Genomic DNA, 16069 nt, shown 5'->3' on the forward strand with positions numbered 1-16069 from the left:
TGTTAACCCATTGCCGGGGTCTTCGTATGCCTGAGTTGCCCGAGGTGGAAGTGACGCGCCGCAGTTTGGCCGATGCCATCACTGGCGCCCGCATCGAGGCCGTCACACTGGGAAAACCCCTGCGCTGGCCCCTGGGTTGCCCCCCTCAGACCCTGATAGGCCAGCACGTGGTGGACCTGCGCCGTCGCGGCAAGTACCTGCTGGCCGATACCAGCAGCGGGGTCCTGCTCCTGCACCTCGGGATGTCCGGAAGCCTTCGGTTCACCCGAGGGTTGCCTGCGGCGGGCGTCCATGATCACTTCGACATGGTGACCAGCCAGGGAACGCTGCGGCTGCATGACCCCCGCCGGTTCGGTGCGGTGGTTTACGCCACGGGGGAGGAGGACCCGGTCGCTGCCAAGTTGCTCGGGGGATTGGGCATGGAGCCGCTGTCGGATGCGTTTTCTCTCGTGGCCTTCCAGTCGGGGCTGAAAAAGAGCCAGATGCCCATCAAGCAGTTGCTCCTGGCCGGCCGGCTTGTGGTGGGGGTCGGCAACATCTATGCCTCGGAAGTGCTTTTCCTGGCCGGCATCCGGCCGACCACGAGTGCTTCGCGCATTGGGCCCGCACGGGTGCGGAAACTGCATGAAGCCATTCGCGTGGTGCTTGCGCGGGCGGTGGAGCTGGGGGGCAGTACATTGCGCGACTTTTCCAATGCGGATGGCACCGCAGGGCACTTTCAGACCCAGGCAAATGTCTATGGGCGCGATGGAGCGCCGTGCCACGTGTGCGCCACTCCGATACGCGTTCTGCGCCAAGGACAGCGGAGCAGCTATTTTTGCCCGGCATGCCAGCGGCCCTGAGGCGAGCGGGGGCGCGGCCTGGCCCAAATGACAGCCCGTGGGCCGTCGATGCTATATTTTGTGTATATGCCTGCCTTGTAGGCCATACATAGATCTCTGGGAGCACAGTGGGACCTTCATTCAACGAGCAGTTCGACCAGCACGGCGTCTGGCGGCGTGAGTTCGCCCAGCAACTCAAGCGGCTGGCCGAGTGGATGTCTTCGCACGAGCTCATGGACGCTGCCGTGCAGGAACGGCTGCACCGTCTGGAGGAGCAGGTTCGCAGCGACAAGGTCATGGTGGCGTTCGTTGCCGAGTTCTCGCGCGGCAAATCCGAGTTGATCAACGCGATCTTCTTTGCCGACTATGGACGCCGCATCATGCCTGCGAGTGCGGGGCGCACCACCATGTGCCCCACGGAACTCGGCTACGACGCCAGCGTGGCGCCCAGCCTTCGGTTGCTGCCGATTGAAACCCGCCTGCAGATGCAGAGCCTGGCCGAGTGGAGGGTCAAAACGGATCGCTGGCAGGAGATTCCTCTGGACGTCGGCAACGCAGACCAGATTGCCAAGGCGCTCGAGAAAGTCGCCGAAGTGCGCAAGGTCAGCCTGGACAACGCGCGCGCACTGGGTTTCTGGCACGATGACCTGACCGATGAGAACCCCGTGCCCGACGCCCAGGGGCTCGTGGAAGTGCCCATGTGGCGCCACGCCATCATCAATATTCCGCACCCCTTGCTCAAGCAGGGGCTGGTGATCCTCGATACCCCAGGGCTGAACGCCGTGGGCGCGGAGCCCGAACTCACGGTCAATCTCATCCCGCAGGCACATGCGGTCGTTTTCATCCTGAGTGCCGACACCGGCGTGACCCGTTCCGACCTGTCCATCTGGCGCGAGCATCTGGCCATTTCAGCGGACAGCATGGATGCTCGGCTGGTGGTGTTGAACAAGATCGATACGCTGTGGGACACGCTCAACTCGGCCGAACAGGTGCAGGCGCAGATGGAGCGCCAGTGCAGCACTTCCGCGGAAATGCTGGGGGTTCCCCTGGAGAGGGTGGTCCCGGTGTCCGCGCAGAAAGGCCTGGTCGCCAAGATCACCGCCGACGATCTGCTGCTGGAAACCAGCGGACTGCCAGTGTTGGAAGAGGCTCTGGCCAAGGGCATCATGGGCCGGCGTCAGTCGATTCTGCGGGCGGCGGTGGCCAATGGCGTCGCCAGCCTGCGCACTGAAACCTCCCGCGTCATCAATATCCGGCGCCGCGATCTCGACGACCAGATGGCCGAGTTGCGCAGCCTCCGTGGCAAGAACGCATCGGTGATCGAATCGATGCGCCACCGCGTCGAGCAGGAGCAGCGCGAATTCGACCTGAGCACGACCAAGATACAGGCGGTGCGCGCTGTTCACCTCAAGCTTCTCCGTGACGTGTTCCAGCAACTGGGCGCCAAGGCGCTCAAGGCGGAACTCTCTGAACTGGCGCAGACGCTGCAACAGAAGGGGCTCAAGCTGGGGGTCAAGAAAATTTATGTCCAGACCTTCGACAAACTGCGCGGCACGCTGGACAAGGCGCAGGCATCGGGCACCGAGATCCAGGCCATGCTGGGTGGAACGTTCAGGCAACTCAATGCCGAGTTCGGGTTCTCCCTTCAGGTGCCTTCAGCCCCTCAGCTGGAGCATTTCACGCACGATCTGAACCAGATCGAACAAAGCCATCTGCAGTACCTCGGCATGGGCAATGCGCTGAAGCTGGCACAGCCCGAGTTCGCGGAACGCCTGGTGCGGGCCTTGGCCATGCGGCTGCGCACCGTGTACGAGTCCGCAGCGAACGATCTGGAACTGTGGAGCAAATCCGCCACCGCCCAGCTGGATGCCCAATTGCGTGAACGTCGCCGCAGTTTTGCGCGCCGCATCGAAGCCGTCGATCGCATACAGCATGCGGCCAGTGGCTTGGTGGAGCGCATCGCGGAAATAGAGTCGAGCGAGGACGAGCTGGTTCAGCTGGAGCACAGGCTGCAGGAACTGACCGCGAAGCTCATTGCCCTGCCGGGACTGGAATCCGCGACCACCGACAGCAGCCATCCTGTCTCGGCATGAGCGCCACGGAGCACGGGAGCGTGGCGGAGCGCGTGGTCGCATGGCAGTCGACGCACGGGCGCAACCATCTGCCCTGGCAGCAAACACGTGATCCGTATAGGGTCTGGCTGTCGGAAATCATGCTGCAGCAAACCCAGGTTGCCACGGTTCTCGACTACTACGCGCGCTTTCTTGCGCGTTTCCCCGATGTGAGGGCGCTGGCGCAGGCCGGGCAGGACGAAGTGATGGGGCTGTGGAGCGGGCTGGGCTACTACACCCGTGCCCGCAACCTGCATCGCTGCGCCCAGCAGGTGGTCGCCGAACATGGGGGCGTATTTCCCGACACTGCCGCGGTGCTGGCGACTTTGCCGGGGATTGGCCGGTCCACGGCGGGAGCGATCGCAGCCTTCTGTTTTTCTGAGCGAGTCCCCATTCTGGATGCCAATGTCCGCAGGGTGCTCACGCGCCTGCTGGGGTTCGACAAGGACCTGGCGTCGGCAGGAAATGAACGTCTGTTGTGGGAGGAGGCGCAGGCACTGCTCCCCAGGAAAAATCTGCATGCTGCCATGCCCCGCTACACGCAGGGGCTCATGGATCTGGGCGCCTTGGTCTGTACTCCAAAAATGCCGCGCTGCGGGCAGTGCCCCCTGGCAAGCGGCTGCGCAGCGTCCAGGGCCGGCGACGCGGAGCGTTATCCCGTCAAGACGCGCAGGCTGGTGCGCCGTTCAGAATCCTGGCAACTGCTCGTGCTTCGAAATCCCGGGGGCCGGGTTTGGTTGCAGCGTCGTCCGGCGGCTGGCATCTGGGCGGGAATGCACTGCGTTCCGGTATTTGCCGACGGTGCCTCTCTCATGGGCTGTGTCGCGTCTTTGGGCGATGCGTCCCGCATTTCCTGCAATGAGCTGCAGCCGTTTCTTCACGTGCTGACGCACAGGGATCTGCATCTTCATCCCGTTCTGGTCGCGGGGGACATTGCAGAGCGTCCCACGGAAGACGGCGGGTGGTTTGGTGCCGACGAATGGCACTCCATCGGCCTGCCGGCGCCTATCCGCAAGCTGCTTGATTCGACGCAGGCGCAGCTTTGGTGATGGGGGTGTGCGCGGTACCGCGCCTTACCGCCCATCCAGTTCCCGGTGCCTCTTCAGTGCGGTCCAGCGGCTGTTCAGAACCTCGGCGAGGCGCTCCACCAGATAGACCGAGCGGTGCTGGCCACCGGTGCAGCCTATGGCCACGGTAACGTAGCTGCGGTGGTTGCGGTCAAGCATTTCCAGCCAGTGCGCAAGGAACTGCTCGATGTGCGCCTGCATCAACGAGACGTCGGGCTGCTGGCGCAGGAAGTGGGCAACAGGCTCGTCCAGCCCGGTCAGATCACGCAATGAGGGCTCATAGTGCGGATTGGGCAGCATCCGAACATCGAAGACGTAGTCCGCGTCCATCGGTATGCCGCGCTTGAACGCAAAGGATTGAAACACCAGGGTCATCTGCCCCCGGGCCGTGACGATCAAGCTCTTGACGTAGCTTTGCAGTTGCGAGGCCCGTATCGTGCTCGTGTCGATCACATGCGACTGCTCTCGTAGCTCGGCCAGCAGCTCGCGCTCCAGTTCGATGATCTGCACCAGCGCCTTGCGCCCCTGCTGGAGGTCGTCGTGCGACAGTGGGTGGCGTCGCCGTGTTTCCGAAAAGCGCCGCACCAGGGTGTCGATCGTTGCATCCAGAAAAATGGATTGCACCAGCACACCCTGGCTCCTGAGCCTATGGAGCTCCTGCGGCACCTGGTGCAAGGATGTGGCGCTGCGGACGTCCATTGCGATGGCAACGCGGTTCCCGTGGTGGCGGTGCTCCAGTGCCACGAAGGCCGGCAACAGTTCGGGCGGCAGGTTGTCCACGCAGTAGTACCCAGCGTCTTCCAGGGCATGCAGCGCCACGGATTTTCCGGAGCCCGACATGCCGGTGATGAGGACGATTTCGAGCGCCATCAGCCGTTTCCTTCCGAAGTTGCGGCAGCGATATCCAGCATTTCCCGTGCGTGGGCGAGTGTCGTGCCCGTGGAGCGTTCTCCTCCCAGCATGCGGGCGATCTCCGCGACACGTTGCTCCTCCTGAACCGCCAGGACGGTGCTGGTGGTGCCTTGTGGGCTCTTGCGCTTGGAAACCTTCAGGTGATGGTGGGCGCAGGCTGCCACCTGGGGCAGATGGGTGACTGCGAGCACCTGCCGGTTGCTGCCCAGCTGCTGCATGAGGCGTCCCACGGTTTCGGCCACCGCACCGCCGACACCGGAGTCCACTTCGTCAAAGATGAGCGTGGGCGCCATGCCCAATTCGCTGGTCGTCACCGAGATGGCAAGGGAGATGCGCGACAGCTCGCCCCCCGACGCCACTTTGCCGATGGGTTTGGGGGTCATGCCGGGATGGCCGGCCACGAGGAAGACGACGTCGTCGATGCCATGGGCTGAAGGCTCCTGCGCTTTGGTGACGGACACCTCGAATTTCCCTCCTTCCATGCCAAGGCCCTGCATGGCCAGCGTGATGGCCTGGGACAGCCGGGGAGCCGCCTTTGCGCGGCCCAGTGACAGAGACCGCGCCGATGCCTGGTAGGCCTTGGCGCTGGAGGCTTCCGCGGCCTGCAGCTGCTCCAGATCGGTGGCCGCATCCAGGCGGCGCATGTCTTCCTTCCAGCCTGCGAGCAGGGCAGGCAGCTCTGCGGGAGTGCGCTTGTACCTGCGCGCCAGAGTCATCCAGAGCGATATGCGCGCGTCGAGTTCTGCCAGGCGCTGTGGGTCGATCTCCGCATGCCTCAGGTACAGCTGCAGCGAGTGCACGACATCGCTCGCCTGCGCGAGGCTGGAGGAGAGGATGTCCGCAAGATTGGCGAACTCGGGCTCAATATGTTCCTGGCTTTGCAGGAGGGCGTGCGCGCGCGCGAGCCCGGCGAGCGCCCCGGCCTCGTCGTCCTGCAGGGTCTGGATCGCGCCCTCCGCGCCTTCCAGCAGGGCCTGCGCGTGCGAGAGGCGCTTGTGCTGGGCGTCGAGCTCTTCCCATTCGCCATTGGCGGGGGCCAGCTTGTCCACCTCGCTGATCTGCCACTGCAGGCGCTCACGTTCCTGCTGCAGCGTGGCCTGCGCCTGGCGCGCCTGTTGCAGGGCCTTCTGGTCCGCACGCCATTGGGCCCAGCGTGCAGTGGTCTCTGCGGTGCGCACTCCTGCAAATGCGTCGAGCAGCCCGCGCACGGAGTCGGGCCGCGTAAGGCTCTGCCACGCATGCTGGCCATGAATGTCCAGGAGGCTGTCGCCCAGCGTCCGCAGTTGCGCCGCAGTGGCGGGCGTTCCATTGATCCATGCCCGGCTTTTACCCTGCGCGTCCACGGTGCGGCGCAAGAGCAGCAGGTCATCGATGTCGAAGCCCGCTTCCTCCAGCCAGGGGTGAACATGGGCCGGGCAGTCGAATTCCGCACACAGGTCGGCCTTGCTTGCGCCCTCGCGAACCACGCCCGCATCCGAACGGGAGCCCAGCACCAATTGCAGGGCATCAATCAGGATCGACTTGCCGGCGCCGGTTTCTCCGGTCAGCACGGTGAAGCCGGAGCCCAGTTCAAGCTCCAGCGCCTGAACGATCACAAAATCACGCAGGGTGATCCGCCTGAGCGCCATGGTCAGGAACCTCCTTCGTTCCAACGTAGTTTCTTGCGCAGCGTGGCAAAGTAGTTCCAGCCCAGGGGGTGAAGGAATCGCACGCAGTGCTCCGACCGTTTGACCAGGATGCGGTCCCCGTGCAGCAGAGAGGCCAGGGACTGCATGTCGAAATTGGCGCTGACATCCCTTCCGCTGACCACCTCGACCGCCACTTCGGTGGCATCCGACAGGACGATGGGGCGGTTGGACAGCGTGTGGGGGGCAATGGGCACGAGCACCCATCCTGGAATAGAGGGGTGCAGCATCGGCCCTCCGGCGGAAAGCGAGTAGGCCGTGGACCCCGTCGGCGAAGCAATGATGAGGCCGTCTGCGCGCTGGTTCGCCACCAGGCGGCCGCCCACCTCGACACGCAGCTCCACCATGCCCGACGTGGCGCCTCGGTTCACCACCACATCGTTCATCGCGAGGGCCTCAAAGACAATCCGCTCATCCCGCACCACCGTGGCGTGCATGAGCGGCCGCAGGTCTTCCTCGTACTCGCCCTGCAGCATGGGCAGCAGGGTGGCTTGGTACGTGTCAAACGGAATGTCCGTGATGAAGCCCAGCCGTCCCTGGTTGATGCCGATCAGGGGGGTGCCAAACCGGGCGAGCCTGCGGCCTATGCCGAGCATGGTGCCATCGCCTCCGACCACGAGGCCTAGGTCGCACTGGCTGCCTATCTGGTCTACATTCAAGGCTGGGTAGTGTGTCAGCCCAGTGTTGCTGGCGGTTTCAGCCTCCAGCATCACTTCACAGCCTTGGCGCTCCAGAAAATGGGCGATGTCTTCCAAGGCTTGGCGAGAGCTGTCGCCCATGGAGCCTGCCGATGAAGCCTGGTACTTGCCGATGAGCGCAACATGGCGGAAATTGGACGTCATCGCGAAATTACATCATTAATGTGATGTGTGCTTTTTAGGCGAGTCATCATCCGCTGCTTGCATGCGCTGTCCTTTTCGGATTCCAGTGCTGCAATCACTATCCACTTGTCTACGTCTTCGCCAATTCGCTCCGCCATCGTCCCAGCAATTGCTGGGCTGAGGTGTTGCCTGTATTGGCTGTTGTAGAGCGCTTTATCCGATAGGCCTAGGTCTGCCGTCCATTCCGGGATGCTTTTGATCTCAAGGGCTTTAGCTAGCAGGTTCATGGTTGTTTGCATGGCGCTATCCTCATGTTGTGTACAAACTACACAGTATGAGTAAGTTTACTTTCTTGCTTGTACTCAGTCTGTGTATTTGTTAAGGTTGCTCCTGTACTCGACTTGGGTACTTCATGGAGCTACCCATGCCATCTATCCCCTCTTGCTCTCTCCCTGCCCGAATAGCCGCTGACACGGTGGTAGCTCACCCGGTCACGGTGGGCAGTGGGGGGAGCTATCGCTCCGCCCGCATCGGCGGTAAGCCTTCCGCGTCCTCTCGCTTCGCGATAGCTCTCTGCCGTTCTCCCAATCGCGATTCGTTGATCCCGTCCCGGATGGCACTCTTGATCACCCAATACAGGATCAGGAAAAACAGGATCAGCGCGATGATTTCCAAAGCTATCGAAAAGATAGCAAAGCGCGTTAGTTCGGCTTCGAACGCCTTGATATTGAACATTGCCGGGCCCCTCTCTGTGGGTCGGATCGTAGCTTCATCTGTGGGCTACTGACCATGGCCACCGCCCCTAATCTCGATCTAAACGACAAGCTCGTAAAGCGCGGCCTGCGGGTTTCGTGGGGTGGCCTTCGTGCCTCCGTGCTGAGGGTTCGCACTGGCCGGTGTCTTGTCGAATTCCCGGGTGATCGTCCTAAGTGGCTGTCCTGCCGCTCCGTTCAGGTGGTCTCAGCATGAGCGGCTACCCCTGACCCTGCCCCCACATGCCTCGCGGGTCGGGGCATGTGAGAGCAACGTCGCTCGATCTTGGGCCATAGCTGCCCTCCACCGGAGAACAATCCATGTCTGCCTACGCATCCCTGATGGAAATCATCCTGATCGAAGAGAAAGTTTCGAAGAACCCCAATCCCAAAACGGGCCAGCTGACCACCTGGAAAGAAGCCCGTGCCATCGTGCGCAAAGAAGACGGCTCCGTTGCCACTGTCGGCATGTTCCGCGTCCCGGCCGTCCTGGAGGGGCAGGTCGGCCTGGGCCTTTACTCCGTTGGCTTCACGCTCGGCGTGCGTGATTACGGAGACAGTGCGGGCCGGATCGAAGCTCAGTTCGTGAGTCTCACGCCCGTGGATTCCAAGCTGATTAGCCGCGCCGCTGCAGCTCCTTCGCCTGCTGTTTCCAAGGCTTCGTAATGTCTGCCGTTGACCTGGGCCACGTGGCCCAACAACTCGCCATCCTGGGCATCTGCAGCGGCTTCGTAGGCGCAGCCCTGTGGACCCTCGTCACCGGCTCCCTCGGCGTCCTGGCCGCACGTTTGCACGCCCGCTCTGTGCGTCGTCAACGTATTGATGCTGCTCGTACCCGCGTGCAGGGCTGATCGGTTGTTCCCATGTACTGCATGCAACCCAGCACCACCACTATTTCCGAAGTGTCCTGCGATACGCCGGATGCCCTGGTTGTGCTCTCTCGTGTCGAGCTTGCGCAGTACAGCCCGTTTTATCTAGATCCTGAATCAGCGATGGCAATAGGGGGCGCCATCCTGCTCGTAATGGCCGCGGCATGGTCGCTGCGTGCTGTGCGTAAAGCCCTCGAAACCAAAGAAAGTGAGTAACCAATGAACTCCATCAAGCCCGCTCTGGAAAACGCTGTGAAGCGCCGTTTCCCTGTTCTCTCCCATGCTGGCCGTCTGCCTGCTGTGGCTATCGCTGCAGCAACGCTCCTGGCAACCAGTGGTGCACGTGCGGCTATCACGCTGCCTGACGTCGCCGAGATCACGACTGCCATTGCTGGTGTTGTGACCATCGTGAGCTCCATCGGCATTGCCGTTTTGGGCGTGGTTGTCACAGCCAAGCTGTTCACCTGGATTCGCACCGCGCTGCGTTGATCGGGTAGTGCCCGGGGTGCGCTCTTTTCAAGGGTGTGCCCCTTTTTTTATGGGGGTTGTATGGGCTTTTGGCTGCTTCTCGCGATGGTTCTTGGTGGCGTGCTCGTCTTTTGGCCGTAGGTGTCCGCATGGCTAATTTTCTCCGCCTGACAGTGTTGGTGGTGTTGTCCTTGTGCGGCGCTGCGTTGCATGCCGCACTGCCTCCTGTCTACCAATGGTCTACGGTCGGCCAGCCGATGCAAGCGTCGCCTGAAGCGGCTTGCGCTGCGTACATTGCTACGGCCAATGCGCAGCCCATGAACGGATATCGTGAGTTCGTTGGCGTCACGGTTAACGGCACCACGGGCGTGTGCAAATACCGCCAGCGTCCGACCATTGACACTGGTTCTTGGTTGGATTCTGCTGTCGGGTTGGTGAGTGGCCCGGCTGCGTGCCCTGCAAACTCCACATCTGATGGTGCAGGGGCCTGCAGTTGCAACGCCACGTTCGAGGAAAAAGACGGCCAGTGCCGACCTAAAAACCCATGCCCCGCAGGTCAGCATGAAGAGGGGGGCGCGTGTGTGCCCGATGCATGCAAGCCTGATGAAGTCCGCGTCAACGGCGTGTGCGTTAAAGAACCTCCCTGCGACCCTGGATACACACGCATCAACGGCAAGTGCGTGAAAGACAAATGCCCGAAGGCAGGCACCAGCGCCGGGGAGGGTTGGGAAATGTCCTCGGCGGCCACCGAGTACACATGTGAAGACCAGGGCGTGAGCTATGACGGCCCGGTCCAGTACTGCATGATCAAGGTGGTGAACAACATGGACGTCAGCTACAACGGCAGGACGTTTTACTATGGGCGCGGCACATACACGGGCGGTCAGTGCCAGGGTGGCACGGGTGGCGGCGATGGTCCCGGCACTGGCCCCGGTGAAGGCCCTGGCGAGGGTCCGGGCGAAGGCCCCGGCACGGGTCCTGGTACTGATCCTGGCACCAACCCTGGTGGCGGTCCCAAGCCACCGGACCCTAACAATCCGCCCCCTCCGCCGCCGCCTCCGGTCCCCCCGGACAGCAATGGCAATTGCCCGCCTGGAACCCAGCGCTACAGCAACGGTAACTGCTATGCGCCCACCCCGCCGCCGCAGCCTCCAAACAGCAACGGCACGTGTCCCCCTGGAACCTCCAAGGTAGGCACCAGCTGCGTCTCGCCCTCGCCGCCCGGTAAGCCCATCCCGGAAAAGCCAAACGAGAACGGCGACTGTGGTCCAGGCTTCCACCGTGAGGGGAATTGGTGCGTGATCAACCCCAAGCCGCCCGAAGGCGGCACCTGCCCCGTGGGTACGCACTTGGTGAATGACGTGTGCGTTTGGAATGCCGGTGTTCCGCCCGATGGGGGCGGCAATGGCAATGGCAACGGGGATGGCGACGGTGATGGGGATGGTGAGTCTGCCTTTGCGGGTAACTGCGCATCCGGTTTTTCCTGTGAAGGGGACGCGATTCAGTGCGCCATGGCGAAGGAGCAGCACCTCATGAATTGCAAGCTCCTCGATACCGAAAAGCCGGACCCTACGTACAAGGCGGCTGCGGATGGCTCGGATGCTAAGAGCGCGGACAAGCTGCGTGAGAACGCTCAGCAGGTCAACGTCTCGAATTTCGACTCTTCCGGGCTTGGTTGGTCTAGGGCATGCCCTCCCGACCCGGGTTTCGATGTGGTGGGGCATAACTTCACCATCCCGTTTTCTCAGGTCTGCGGGCCCCTGCACGTGCTCAGTTTGGCAAGCGTTGGCTTGACCCTGCTTAGCTGCTTGATGTGGGTCGTTGGGCGAAAGGACTAGCACATGCCATGGATCATTTCCGTACTGCTCGGCGGTCTTCTGCAAATTGTTGGATCGGTGGTGGGCCGTGTCCTCCTGGCTCTCGGTTTTGGCTTCGTTGAGTACGTGGGAATAAGCACGCTCATCGACTCCGCCAAGTCCTCGGCCACTTCACTGCTCGGTGGGGTGGGTGGCTCCATCATTGGTGACTGGGCGGGCTTCTTTCTCATTGATCAGCATGTGTCCATCATCCTGAGCGCAATTGGCGTCAAGGTCATGCTGAACGCTCTCGGTGGCGCTAGCGTGAAGCGCCTCGTGCAGAAGTAGGGGGCGTCCTGTGCCTATTAGCTTCGTCACGGGCCTGCCTCGGCAGGGCAAAACGCTGTTCACGTTCATCGAGGTGCAGCGCCGCGCCAAAGAGGAAAACCGTCCTGTCTATTACTGCAACATTCCCGGCGTTACGCTGCCCGGCTGGACTGAGATTGACCATCCTGATAAGTGGATGGATCTGCCCAATGACTCGATCATCGTGGTTGATGAGCTGCAGGATTTTTGGCCTGCCGCGTCCACCGGATCTAAGGTGCCGCAGCCTATTCTGGAGCTGTCCAAGCACGGCAAGCGCGGTATTGATTTTTACTTCATCACGCAGGACCCCACGCTGGTTCACAACACGCCCCGCAAGCTCACGGAGACGCACTGGTACGTGGTCCGGGCCTTCGGTTCTGAGAGTGCCATTGCGTACAAATTCAGGGGTATGCAAACCGACCCTGGCAAGGTCGTAAACAAGGCGGAAAAGTACCCTTGGCGCTATCCAAAGGATGCATTCGGCAAAAAGGACAAGGCGGGCAACTGGATCACTCAGCCCTGGTACAAAAGTGCCGACGTGCACAACATCAAGCGGCGTATTCCGCTCAAGGTGTGGGCCATTCCCATTGCCGTTGCTGTTGCTGTCGGTGCTGCGTGGTTCGCGATTTCATCCGTCCTGAACCTCGGCACAAAGATGGCTGCGGTAGCTACTAGCAGTGCGCCTGGAGCGTCGCGTGCGGTCCCTCCCGGCGTGCCTGCGGGCGCAACATCCGTAGGCGTTGCCACCAAAGCCGCGCACTTGCCTTATGAGGAGTGGTTGGCGCTTCAGAAACCGCGTATCGAGGGCTTCCCGCATACGGCTCCGGCTTATGACTCGGTGACACAGCCCGTCATTGCTCCGCGTCCTGCGGCCTGCGTGCACATGGGCAAAACTTGTAAGTGCTACACACAGCAAGCGACCTTGCTGCAGGTGCCGGGTGCGGTCTGTCTGCAGATAGTCGCACATGGGTTCTTCCAGGACTGGCGTGAGGAGTCGCCCACGGCATCGCGGTCCGTTGCGCCCAACGGGTCTAGCCAGGCTGCTCCGAAGCCGGCTGCGCCAGAAGTTAAGCAGGTGCGTACCGTGCCCATGCCGACTCCGCAGTTACAGCAGCCTGGCCAGATCACTCAGGCCGACATACCTCAGGCGCTGGGCATCAGAAACCCAGCGTTCAACGTCCACCCGCACAACAGCGGCGGTGCTGAGTGATGCCTGCGCGTGCCTTCTCTGAGAGACAAACCGGGGGCCCCGAAGTGGCGAATAGCCACGCGCCAAAGGCTCGGGGGTTGGGGTATGGGGCGACAGGCCCCATGGTGGACCGTTGTGCGTCCCGTGCCCTGTGCCACGGTCCACAGTCGCTAGATTGGGCAAGCGAAGCAGCGGCCCCGCAGACGCAAGCGAAGCGTGGCGGCGGGGCCGCGCGCAGCGCGGCCTAGATTTATCCAATAAACACTTTGGAACATGACCGACTACCGGCCTTTGATGTTGTGGCAGTGGCCTGATGGTCGATGCACTTGGCCGCATCTGGTTTGGAGATTTCCGCACCGCGAGGGCGGTCGGTTGGTAGCGCTCACCGGGGAGTGGTGGGACTAGAAAAAGGTGAACCCGGCATAGGCGGCAACCTATCCGGGTTCGTGGTCACAACATAGATTGGGGTATGCCGTGGCAGTACGGATTCTAGAGAACTTCGATGGGTCGCGCTATGCGGTCATGAGCTACGGCTCGGGGCGGTTTAAGGTCAAGGCTCACGACTTGGGCAATGGGCACATGGAGGTGTCCGGTGTTGAGCGTGTGGACTGGAAAGAACTCGAATGGACCTCCGGCCAAATTCAAGATCACTTGGACATGCTGGCTGAAGCTGAGGAAGAAGATACCGACAAGCGTGCGAGGGCGCTGGCCATTGCGGCCAACAGGGCGAAAACGCGGGTTCGCAAGCTCTGTAAGGCGATGGGTGCGGACACGCTTATGACCCTCACGTACAAAGCCAATCAGACGGATCAGGATCTGTGCAAAAGGCACCTAAAGGAGTTTGTCCGCAGGGTGCGTCGAGTCATCCCCGATTTCCGTGCCGTGTGCGGTTTTGAAGAACAAAAGCGCGGTGCGTGGCATGTGCACATGGCAACGGTGAAGCTGCCTTCTAGCCTCAAGGCAAGCAACGGCGTTTTGGTGAAGTCCTTCAACGTCCTGCGGGCCATCTGGAGGTCAGTCACAAAGGAGCATGGCGGTAATGTCGATGTATCGGCCCGCAAACGGCATAGCCAGCGCTCTGCGGCACGCATTGCGGCCTACCTCTCAAAGTACATCACAAAGGCTTTCGAGGATGGGGAGAAGTGGTCGAACCGCTGGACCAAATTCGGCGATGTGACTTTGCCCGCGCCCATTGATCTGGGTGAGTTCGAGAGCATCGGTGATGCCATGAAAAACGCAGCGCTGTGCTACCTCTCGGGTCGTGTGGACACCATGCACATGAGCCGGTGGGGGGACTGGTTCTATTTCGCGTTTGAGGGCGGTCCAGACAGTGGGGGGCACCATGACCCTGTCTGCTGAAAAACAGAGTGCCGTTACCGGTAACACCTCTGCCGTACGTGTGGCTGACCATCGGTCCCGCCATGTGCGTCTGGATGTGTCCGTAAATTTACCGATTGGTAAAACACTGGACGATTTAGCCTGTCAGTACGGCTGTAGTAAAGCGGTCGTGGTGCGGTCCCTTTTGAGGTTTGCGCTTACAAACCGGGACTGGCGTTCGCAAGGTCTTATCTGGGGGGATTGAATGGCTTTAATCGGTTATGCGCGTGTGTCCACGCAGGATCAGGATACGGCTCTGCAGCGCGATGCTTTGTCGCTGCATGGGGTTCAACGTGTTTACGTTGAGTCTGGGTCTGGAGTAGGGCCCCGGCCCCAGTTGCAAGTTGCTCTCGGTTCTCTGGGCAGGGGTGATACGCTGGTCGTTTGGAAGCTGGATCGTGTGGCCCGTAGTTTGTCTGACTTGCTGGCGATTCAGTCTAGGCTTAGGGCTGGAGGAGCCATGATTCGGAGTCTCACTGAGCCTCTGGACACTACAAGTCCCTTCGGTGAGTTTACGTTTCAGGTTTTGGGCGCTGACGCACAGCTTGAGCGGTCCATGATCCGCGAACGTGTGATGGCTGGTCAGGCTGCCGCTCGTGCTCGGGGTAAGAGCTGGGGTAGGGCGCGTAGCATCAGCGATGCCGATGTGCTGTCCATCGTTGACATGTGGCGTTCAGGCGTCTATACGCAGGGGGAACTGGCCTCGATCTGGGGTGTTTCCGTCGCGTGTTTACGCGACACAATCCATAGATTCGAGGGCCGTGGCCGATGGGCTTCTCGTTCGTTACACCATTAAAATCATTCCATGCTCGATGACCGTGCCAAGTTGTTGCTCAAAGCGCTGGTCGAGCGCTATATCGCCGATGGCCAGCCCGTTGGATCGAGGACCTTGTCGCGCGCGTCGGGGCTCGATCTCTCGCCAGCCACCATCCGCAATGTCATGGCGGATCTGGAGGAACTGGGGCTGATTGCAAGCCCCCACACTTCGGCAGGCCGCATTCCCACGGCACGTGGCTACCGGCTCTTTGTAGACACCATGCTGACGGTGCAAAGGGATCCGCTGACACCTCCACAGCTTGCGCCGGAGCAGCCCCAGAAGGTGATTGCGAACGCGGCGCAGTTGTTGTCAAACCTCTCGCAGTTCGTCGGGGTGGTCATGGCGCCACGGCGCACTTCGGTATTTCGCCACATCGAATTCCTGAGGCTTTCCGAGCGCCGGTTTCTGGTCATCATCGTTTCTCCCGAGGGGGACGTTCAGAACCGCGTCATCTTCACCGAGGCGGACTACTCGCAATCGCAGCTCATTGAAGCCTCCAACTTCCTCAACGCGCACTACGCGGGGCTCGCGATGGAGCAGGTGCGCGAGCGCCTGAAGTCCGAAGTGGATGTGCTGCGCGGCGAGATCGCCTCCCTCATGCAGGCGGCCGTCAACGTGGGTTCCGAGGCCCTGTCGGAGGCGCAGGACGAGGTTGTTATTTCGGGCGAGCGCAACCTGCTGGCTGTCAGCGATTTTTCCAGCGACATGGGAAACCTGCGGCGGGCCTTCGATCTGTTCGAGCAAAAGACCCAGATACTGCGGTTGCTGGATATCTCCAGCCAGGCGGAAGGTGTGCGTATCTACATCGGCGGCGAAAGCCATGTGGTGCCATTTGAAGAGCTGTCCATTGTCAGTTCGCCGTACGAAGTGGACGGCAAGGTCGTGGGCACGCTGGGTGTGATCGGCCCTACGCGCATGCCCTATGACCGGATGATCCAGATCGTGGACATCACGTCCAAGCTCGTGTCCAACGCACTCAGCCATCGCAAGTAAAGCCCCTACAATACGGCGCTTGCCC

At 61.5% G+C, this 16069-nt stretch carries 18 protein-coding genes; 13 read left to right on the forward strand and 5 right to left on the reverse strand.

Going from position 1 to position 16069, the window contains the following annotated elements:
* Positions 1 to 26: 26 nt before the first annotated feature.
* The 3 genes from mutM to mutY all read left to right on the forward strand — a co-directional run bounded on the left by mutM (position 27) and on the right by mutY (position 3981).
* Positions 27 to 842, forward strand: a complete 816-nt coding sequence (gene mutM / locus AC07OC_RS20180; RefSeq protein ID WP_218341520.1) for a bifunctional DNA-formamidopyrimidine glycosylase/DNA-(apurinic or apyrimidinic site) lyase — start codon at positions 27 to 29, stop codon at positions 840 to 842.
* Positions 843 to 949: 107 nt separating this feature from the next.
* Positions 950 to 2914 carry a dynamin family protein gene (locus AC07OC_RS20185; protein WP_218293532.1) on the forward strand — a complete coding sequence of 655 codons (1965 nt, stop codon included), beginning with the start codon at positions 950 to 952 and terminating at the stop codon, positions 2912 to 2914.
* Entirely contained in the window at positions 2911 to 3981 is a 1071-nt protein-coding gene (mutY, locus tag AC07OC_RS20190) for an A/G-specific adenine glycosylase (protein ID WP_218341519.1), read from the forward strand. The genes AC07OC_RS20185 and mutY overlap by 4 nt, the downstream gene beginning before the upstream one ends.
* 24 nt (positions 3982 to 4005) lie before the next feature.
* Here mutY and rapZ read toward each other — a convergent pair whose 3' ends face one another.
* From rapZ to AC07OC_RS20215, 5 genes are all read right to left on the reverse strand, one after another.
* On the reverse strand, positions 4006 to 4869 hold the full coding sequence (rapZ, locus tag AC07OC_RS20195) for an RNase adapter RapZ (RefSeq protein ID WP_218293534.1): 864 nt from the start codon (positions 4867 to 4869) through the stop codon (positions 4006 to 4008).
* Positions 4869 to 6539 carry a DNA repair protein RecN gene (recN, locus tag AC07OC_RS20200; RefSeq protein ID WP_218341518.1) on the reverse strand — a complete coding sequence of 557 codons (1671 nt, stop codon included), beginning with the start codon at positions 6537 to 6539 and terminating at the stop codon, positions 4869 to 4871. The genes rapZ and recN overlap by 1 nt, the downstream gene beginning before the upstream one ends.
* A gap of 2 nt (positions 6540 to 6541) precedes the next feature.
* Positions 6542 to 7438 carry an NAD kinase gene (locus AC07OC_RS20205; protein WP_218293536.1) on the reverse strand — a complete coding sequence of 299 codons (897 nt, stop codon included), beginning with the start codon at positions 7436 to 7438 and terminating at the stop codon, positions 6542 to 6544.
* Positions 7435 to 7716, reverse strand: coding sequence for a hypothetical protein (locus AC07OC_RS20210; RefSeq protein ID WP_369641686.1), 282 nt, complete (start codon positions 7714 to 7716; stop codon positions 7435 to 7437). The genes AC07OC_RS20205 and AC07OC_RS20210 overlap by 4 nt, the downstream gene beginning before the upstream one ends.
* Positions 7717 to 7930: 214 nt before the next feature.
* A complete protein-coding gene (locus tag AC07OC_RS20215) occupies positions 7931 to 8152 on the reverse strand; it encodes a hypothetical protein (RefSeq protein ID WP_369641687.1) in 222 nt (73 codons plus the stop codon).
* Positions 8153 to 8490: 338 nt separating this feature from the next.
* On the opposite strand from AC07OC_RS20215, the gene AC07OC_RS20220 reads away from it, so the two are divergent.
* The 10 genes from AC07OC_RS20220 (at position 8491) to hrcA (ending at position 16044) form a co-directional block, all read left to right on the forward strand.
* On the forward strand, positions 8491 to 8835 hold the full coding sequence (locus AC07OC_RS20220; RefSeq protein WP_369641688.1) for a hypothetical protein: 345 nt from the start codon (positions 8491 to 8493) through the stop codon (positions 8833 to 8835).
* Entirely contained in the window at positions 8835 to 9020 is a 186-nt protein-coding gene (locus AC07OC_RS20225) for a hypothetical protein (RefSeq protein WP_494602036.1), read from the forward strand. The genes AC07OC_RS20220 and AC07OC_RS20225 overlap by 1 nt, the downstream gene beginning before the upstream one ends.
* A gap of 21 nt (positions 9021 to 9041) precedes the next feature.
* The gene (locus AC07OC_RS20230; protein ID WP_369641689.1) at positions 9042 to 9254 is read left to right on the forward strand and encodes a hypothetical protein; all 213 of its coding nucleotides are present in this window, start codon (positions 9042 to 9044) and stop codon (positions 9252 to 9254) included.
* A gap of 3 nt (positions 9255 to 9257) precedes the next feature.
* Positions 9258 to 9527, forward strand: coding sequence for a major capsid protein (locus tag AC07OC_RS20235; protein WP_369641690.1), 270 nt, complete (start codon positions 9258 to 9260; stop codon positions 9525 to 9527).
* Between the two features lie 1277 nt (positions 9528 to 10804).
* The gene (locus AC07OC_RS20240) at positions 10805 to 11344 is read left to right on the forward strand and encodes a hypothetical protein (protein ID WP_494602038.1); all 540 of its coding nucleotides are present in this window, start codon (positions 10805 to 10807) and stop codon (positions 11342 to 11344) included.
* 3 nt (positions 11345 to 11347) lie between these two features.
* A complete protein-coding gene (locus tag AC07OC_RS20245) occupies positions 11348 to 11650 on the forward strand; it encodes a DUF2523 domain-containing protein (protein ID WP_369641692.1) in 303 nt (100 codons plus the stop codon).
* Positions 11651 to 11660: 10 nt separating this feature from the next.
* Positions 11661 to 12878 (forward strand): zonular occludens toxin domain-containing protein, encoded by a 1218-nt coding sequence (locus tag AC07OC_RS20250; RefSeq protein WP_494602040.1) that lies wholly within the window; start codon positions 11661 to 11663, stop codon positions 12876 to 12878.
* 501 nt (positions 12879 to 13379) lie between these two features.
* Complete coding sequence (locus AC07OC_RS20255; RefSeq protein WP_494602042.1) at positions 13380 to 14216, forward strand: rolling circle replication-associated protein; 837 nt, start codon at positions 13380 to 13382, stop codon at positions 14214 to 14216.
* A 223-nt stretch (positions 14217 to 14439) separates the two neighbouring features.
* Positions 14440 to 15030, forward strand: coding sequence for a recombinase family protein (locus tag AC07OC_RS20260; protein ID WP_494602044.1), 591 nt, complete (start codon positions 14440 to 14442; stop codon positions 15028 to 15030).
* A gap of 9 nt (positions 15031 to 15039) precedes the next feature.
* The gene (gene hrcA, locus AC07OC_RS20265) at positions 15040 to 16044 is read left to right on the forward strand and encodes a heat-inducible transcriptional repressor HrcA (RefSeq protein WP_218341517.1); all 1005 of its coding nucleotides are present in this window, start codon (positions 15040 to 15042) and stop codon (positions 16042 to 16044) included.
* Positions 16045 to 16069 lie beyond the last annotated feature (25 nt).

The sequence above is a fragment of the Acidovorax sp. GW821-FHT10E04 genome (genome assembly GCF_059415185.1).

What these genes read in the sequence shown, in the direction of transcription:
- mutM (WP_218341520.1), top strand. Translation starts at nt 27, where the DNA reads ATGCCTGAGTTGCCCGAGGTGGAAGTGACGCGCCGCAGTTTGGCCGAT.
- mutY (WP_218341519.1), top strand. Translation starts at nt 2,911, where the DNA reads ATGAGCGCCACGGAGCACGGGAGCGTGGCGGAGCGCGTGGTCGCATGG.
- rapZ (WP_218293534.1), bottom strand. Translation starts at nt 4,869, where the DNA reads ATGGCGCTCGAAATCGTCCTCATCACCGGCATGTCGGGCTCCGGAAAA.
- recN (WP_218341518.1), bottom strand. Translation starts at nt 6,539, where the DNA reads ATGGCGCTCAGGCGGATCACCCTGCGTGATTTTGTGATCGTTCAGGCG.
- AC07OC_RS20205 (WP_218293536.1), bottom strand. Translation starts at nt 7,438, where the DNA reads ATGACGTCCAATTTCCGCCATGTTGCGCTCATCGGCAAGTACCAGGCT.
- AC07OC_RS20210 (WP_369641686.1), bottom strand. Translation starts at nt 7,716, where the DNA reads ATGCAAACAACCATGAACCTGCTAGCTAAAGCCCTTGAGATCAAAAGC.
- AC07OC_RS20215 (WP_369641687.1), bottom strand. Translation starts at nt 8,152, where the DNA reads ATGTTCAATATCAAGGCGTTCGAAGCCGAACTAACGCGCTTTGCTATC.
- AC07OC_RS20220 (WP_369641688.1), top strand. Translation starts at nt 8,491, where the DNA reads ATGTCTGCCTACGCATCCCTGATGGAAATCATCCTGATCGAAGAGAAA.
- AC07OC_RS20225 (WP_494602036.1), top strand. Translation starts at nt 8,835, where the DNA reads ATGTCTGCCGTTGACCTGGGCCACGTGGCCCAACAACTCGCCATCCTG.
- AC07OC_RS20230 (WP_369641689.1), top strand. Translation starts at nt 9,042, where the DNA reads ATGCAACCCAGCACCACCACTATTTCCGAAGTGTCCTGCGATACGCCG.
- AC07OC_RS20235 (WP_369641690.1), top strand. Translation starts at nt 9,258, where the DNA reads ATGAACTCCATCAAGCCCGCTCTGGAAAACGCTGTGAAGCGCCGTTTC.
- AC07OC_RS20245 (WP_369641692.1), top strand. Translation starts at nt 11,348, where the DNA reads ATGCCATGGATCATTTCCGTACTGCTCGGCGGTCTTCTGCAAATTGTT.
- AC07OC_RS20255 (WP_494602042.1), top strand. Translation starts at nt 13,380, where the DNA reads ATGAGCTACGGCTCGGGGCGGTTTAAGGTCAAGGCTCACGACTTGGGC.
- AC07OC_RS20260 (WP_494602044.1), top strand. Translation starts at nt 14,440, where the DNA reads ATGGCTTTAATCGGTTATGCGCGTGTGTCCACGCAGGATCAGGATACG.
- hrcA (WP_218341517.1), top strand. Translation starts at nt 15,040, where the DNA reads ATGCTCGATGACCGTGCCAAGTTGTTGCTCAAAGCGCTGGTCGAGCGC.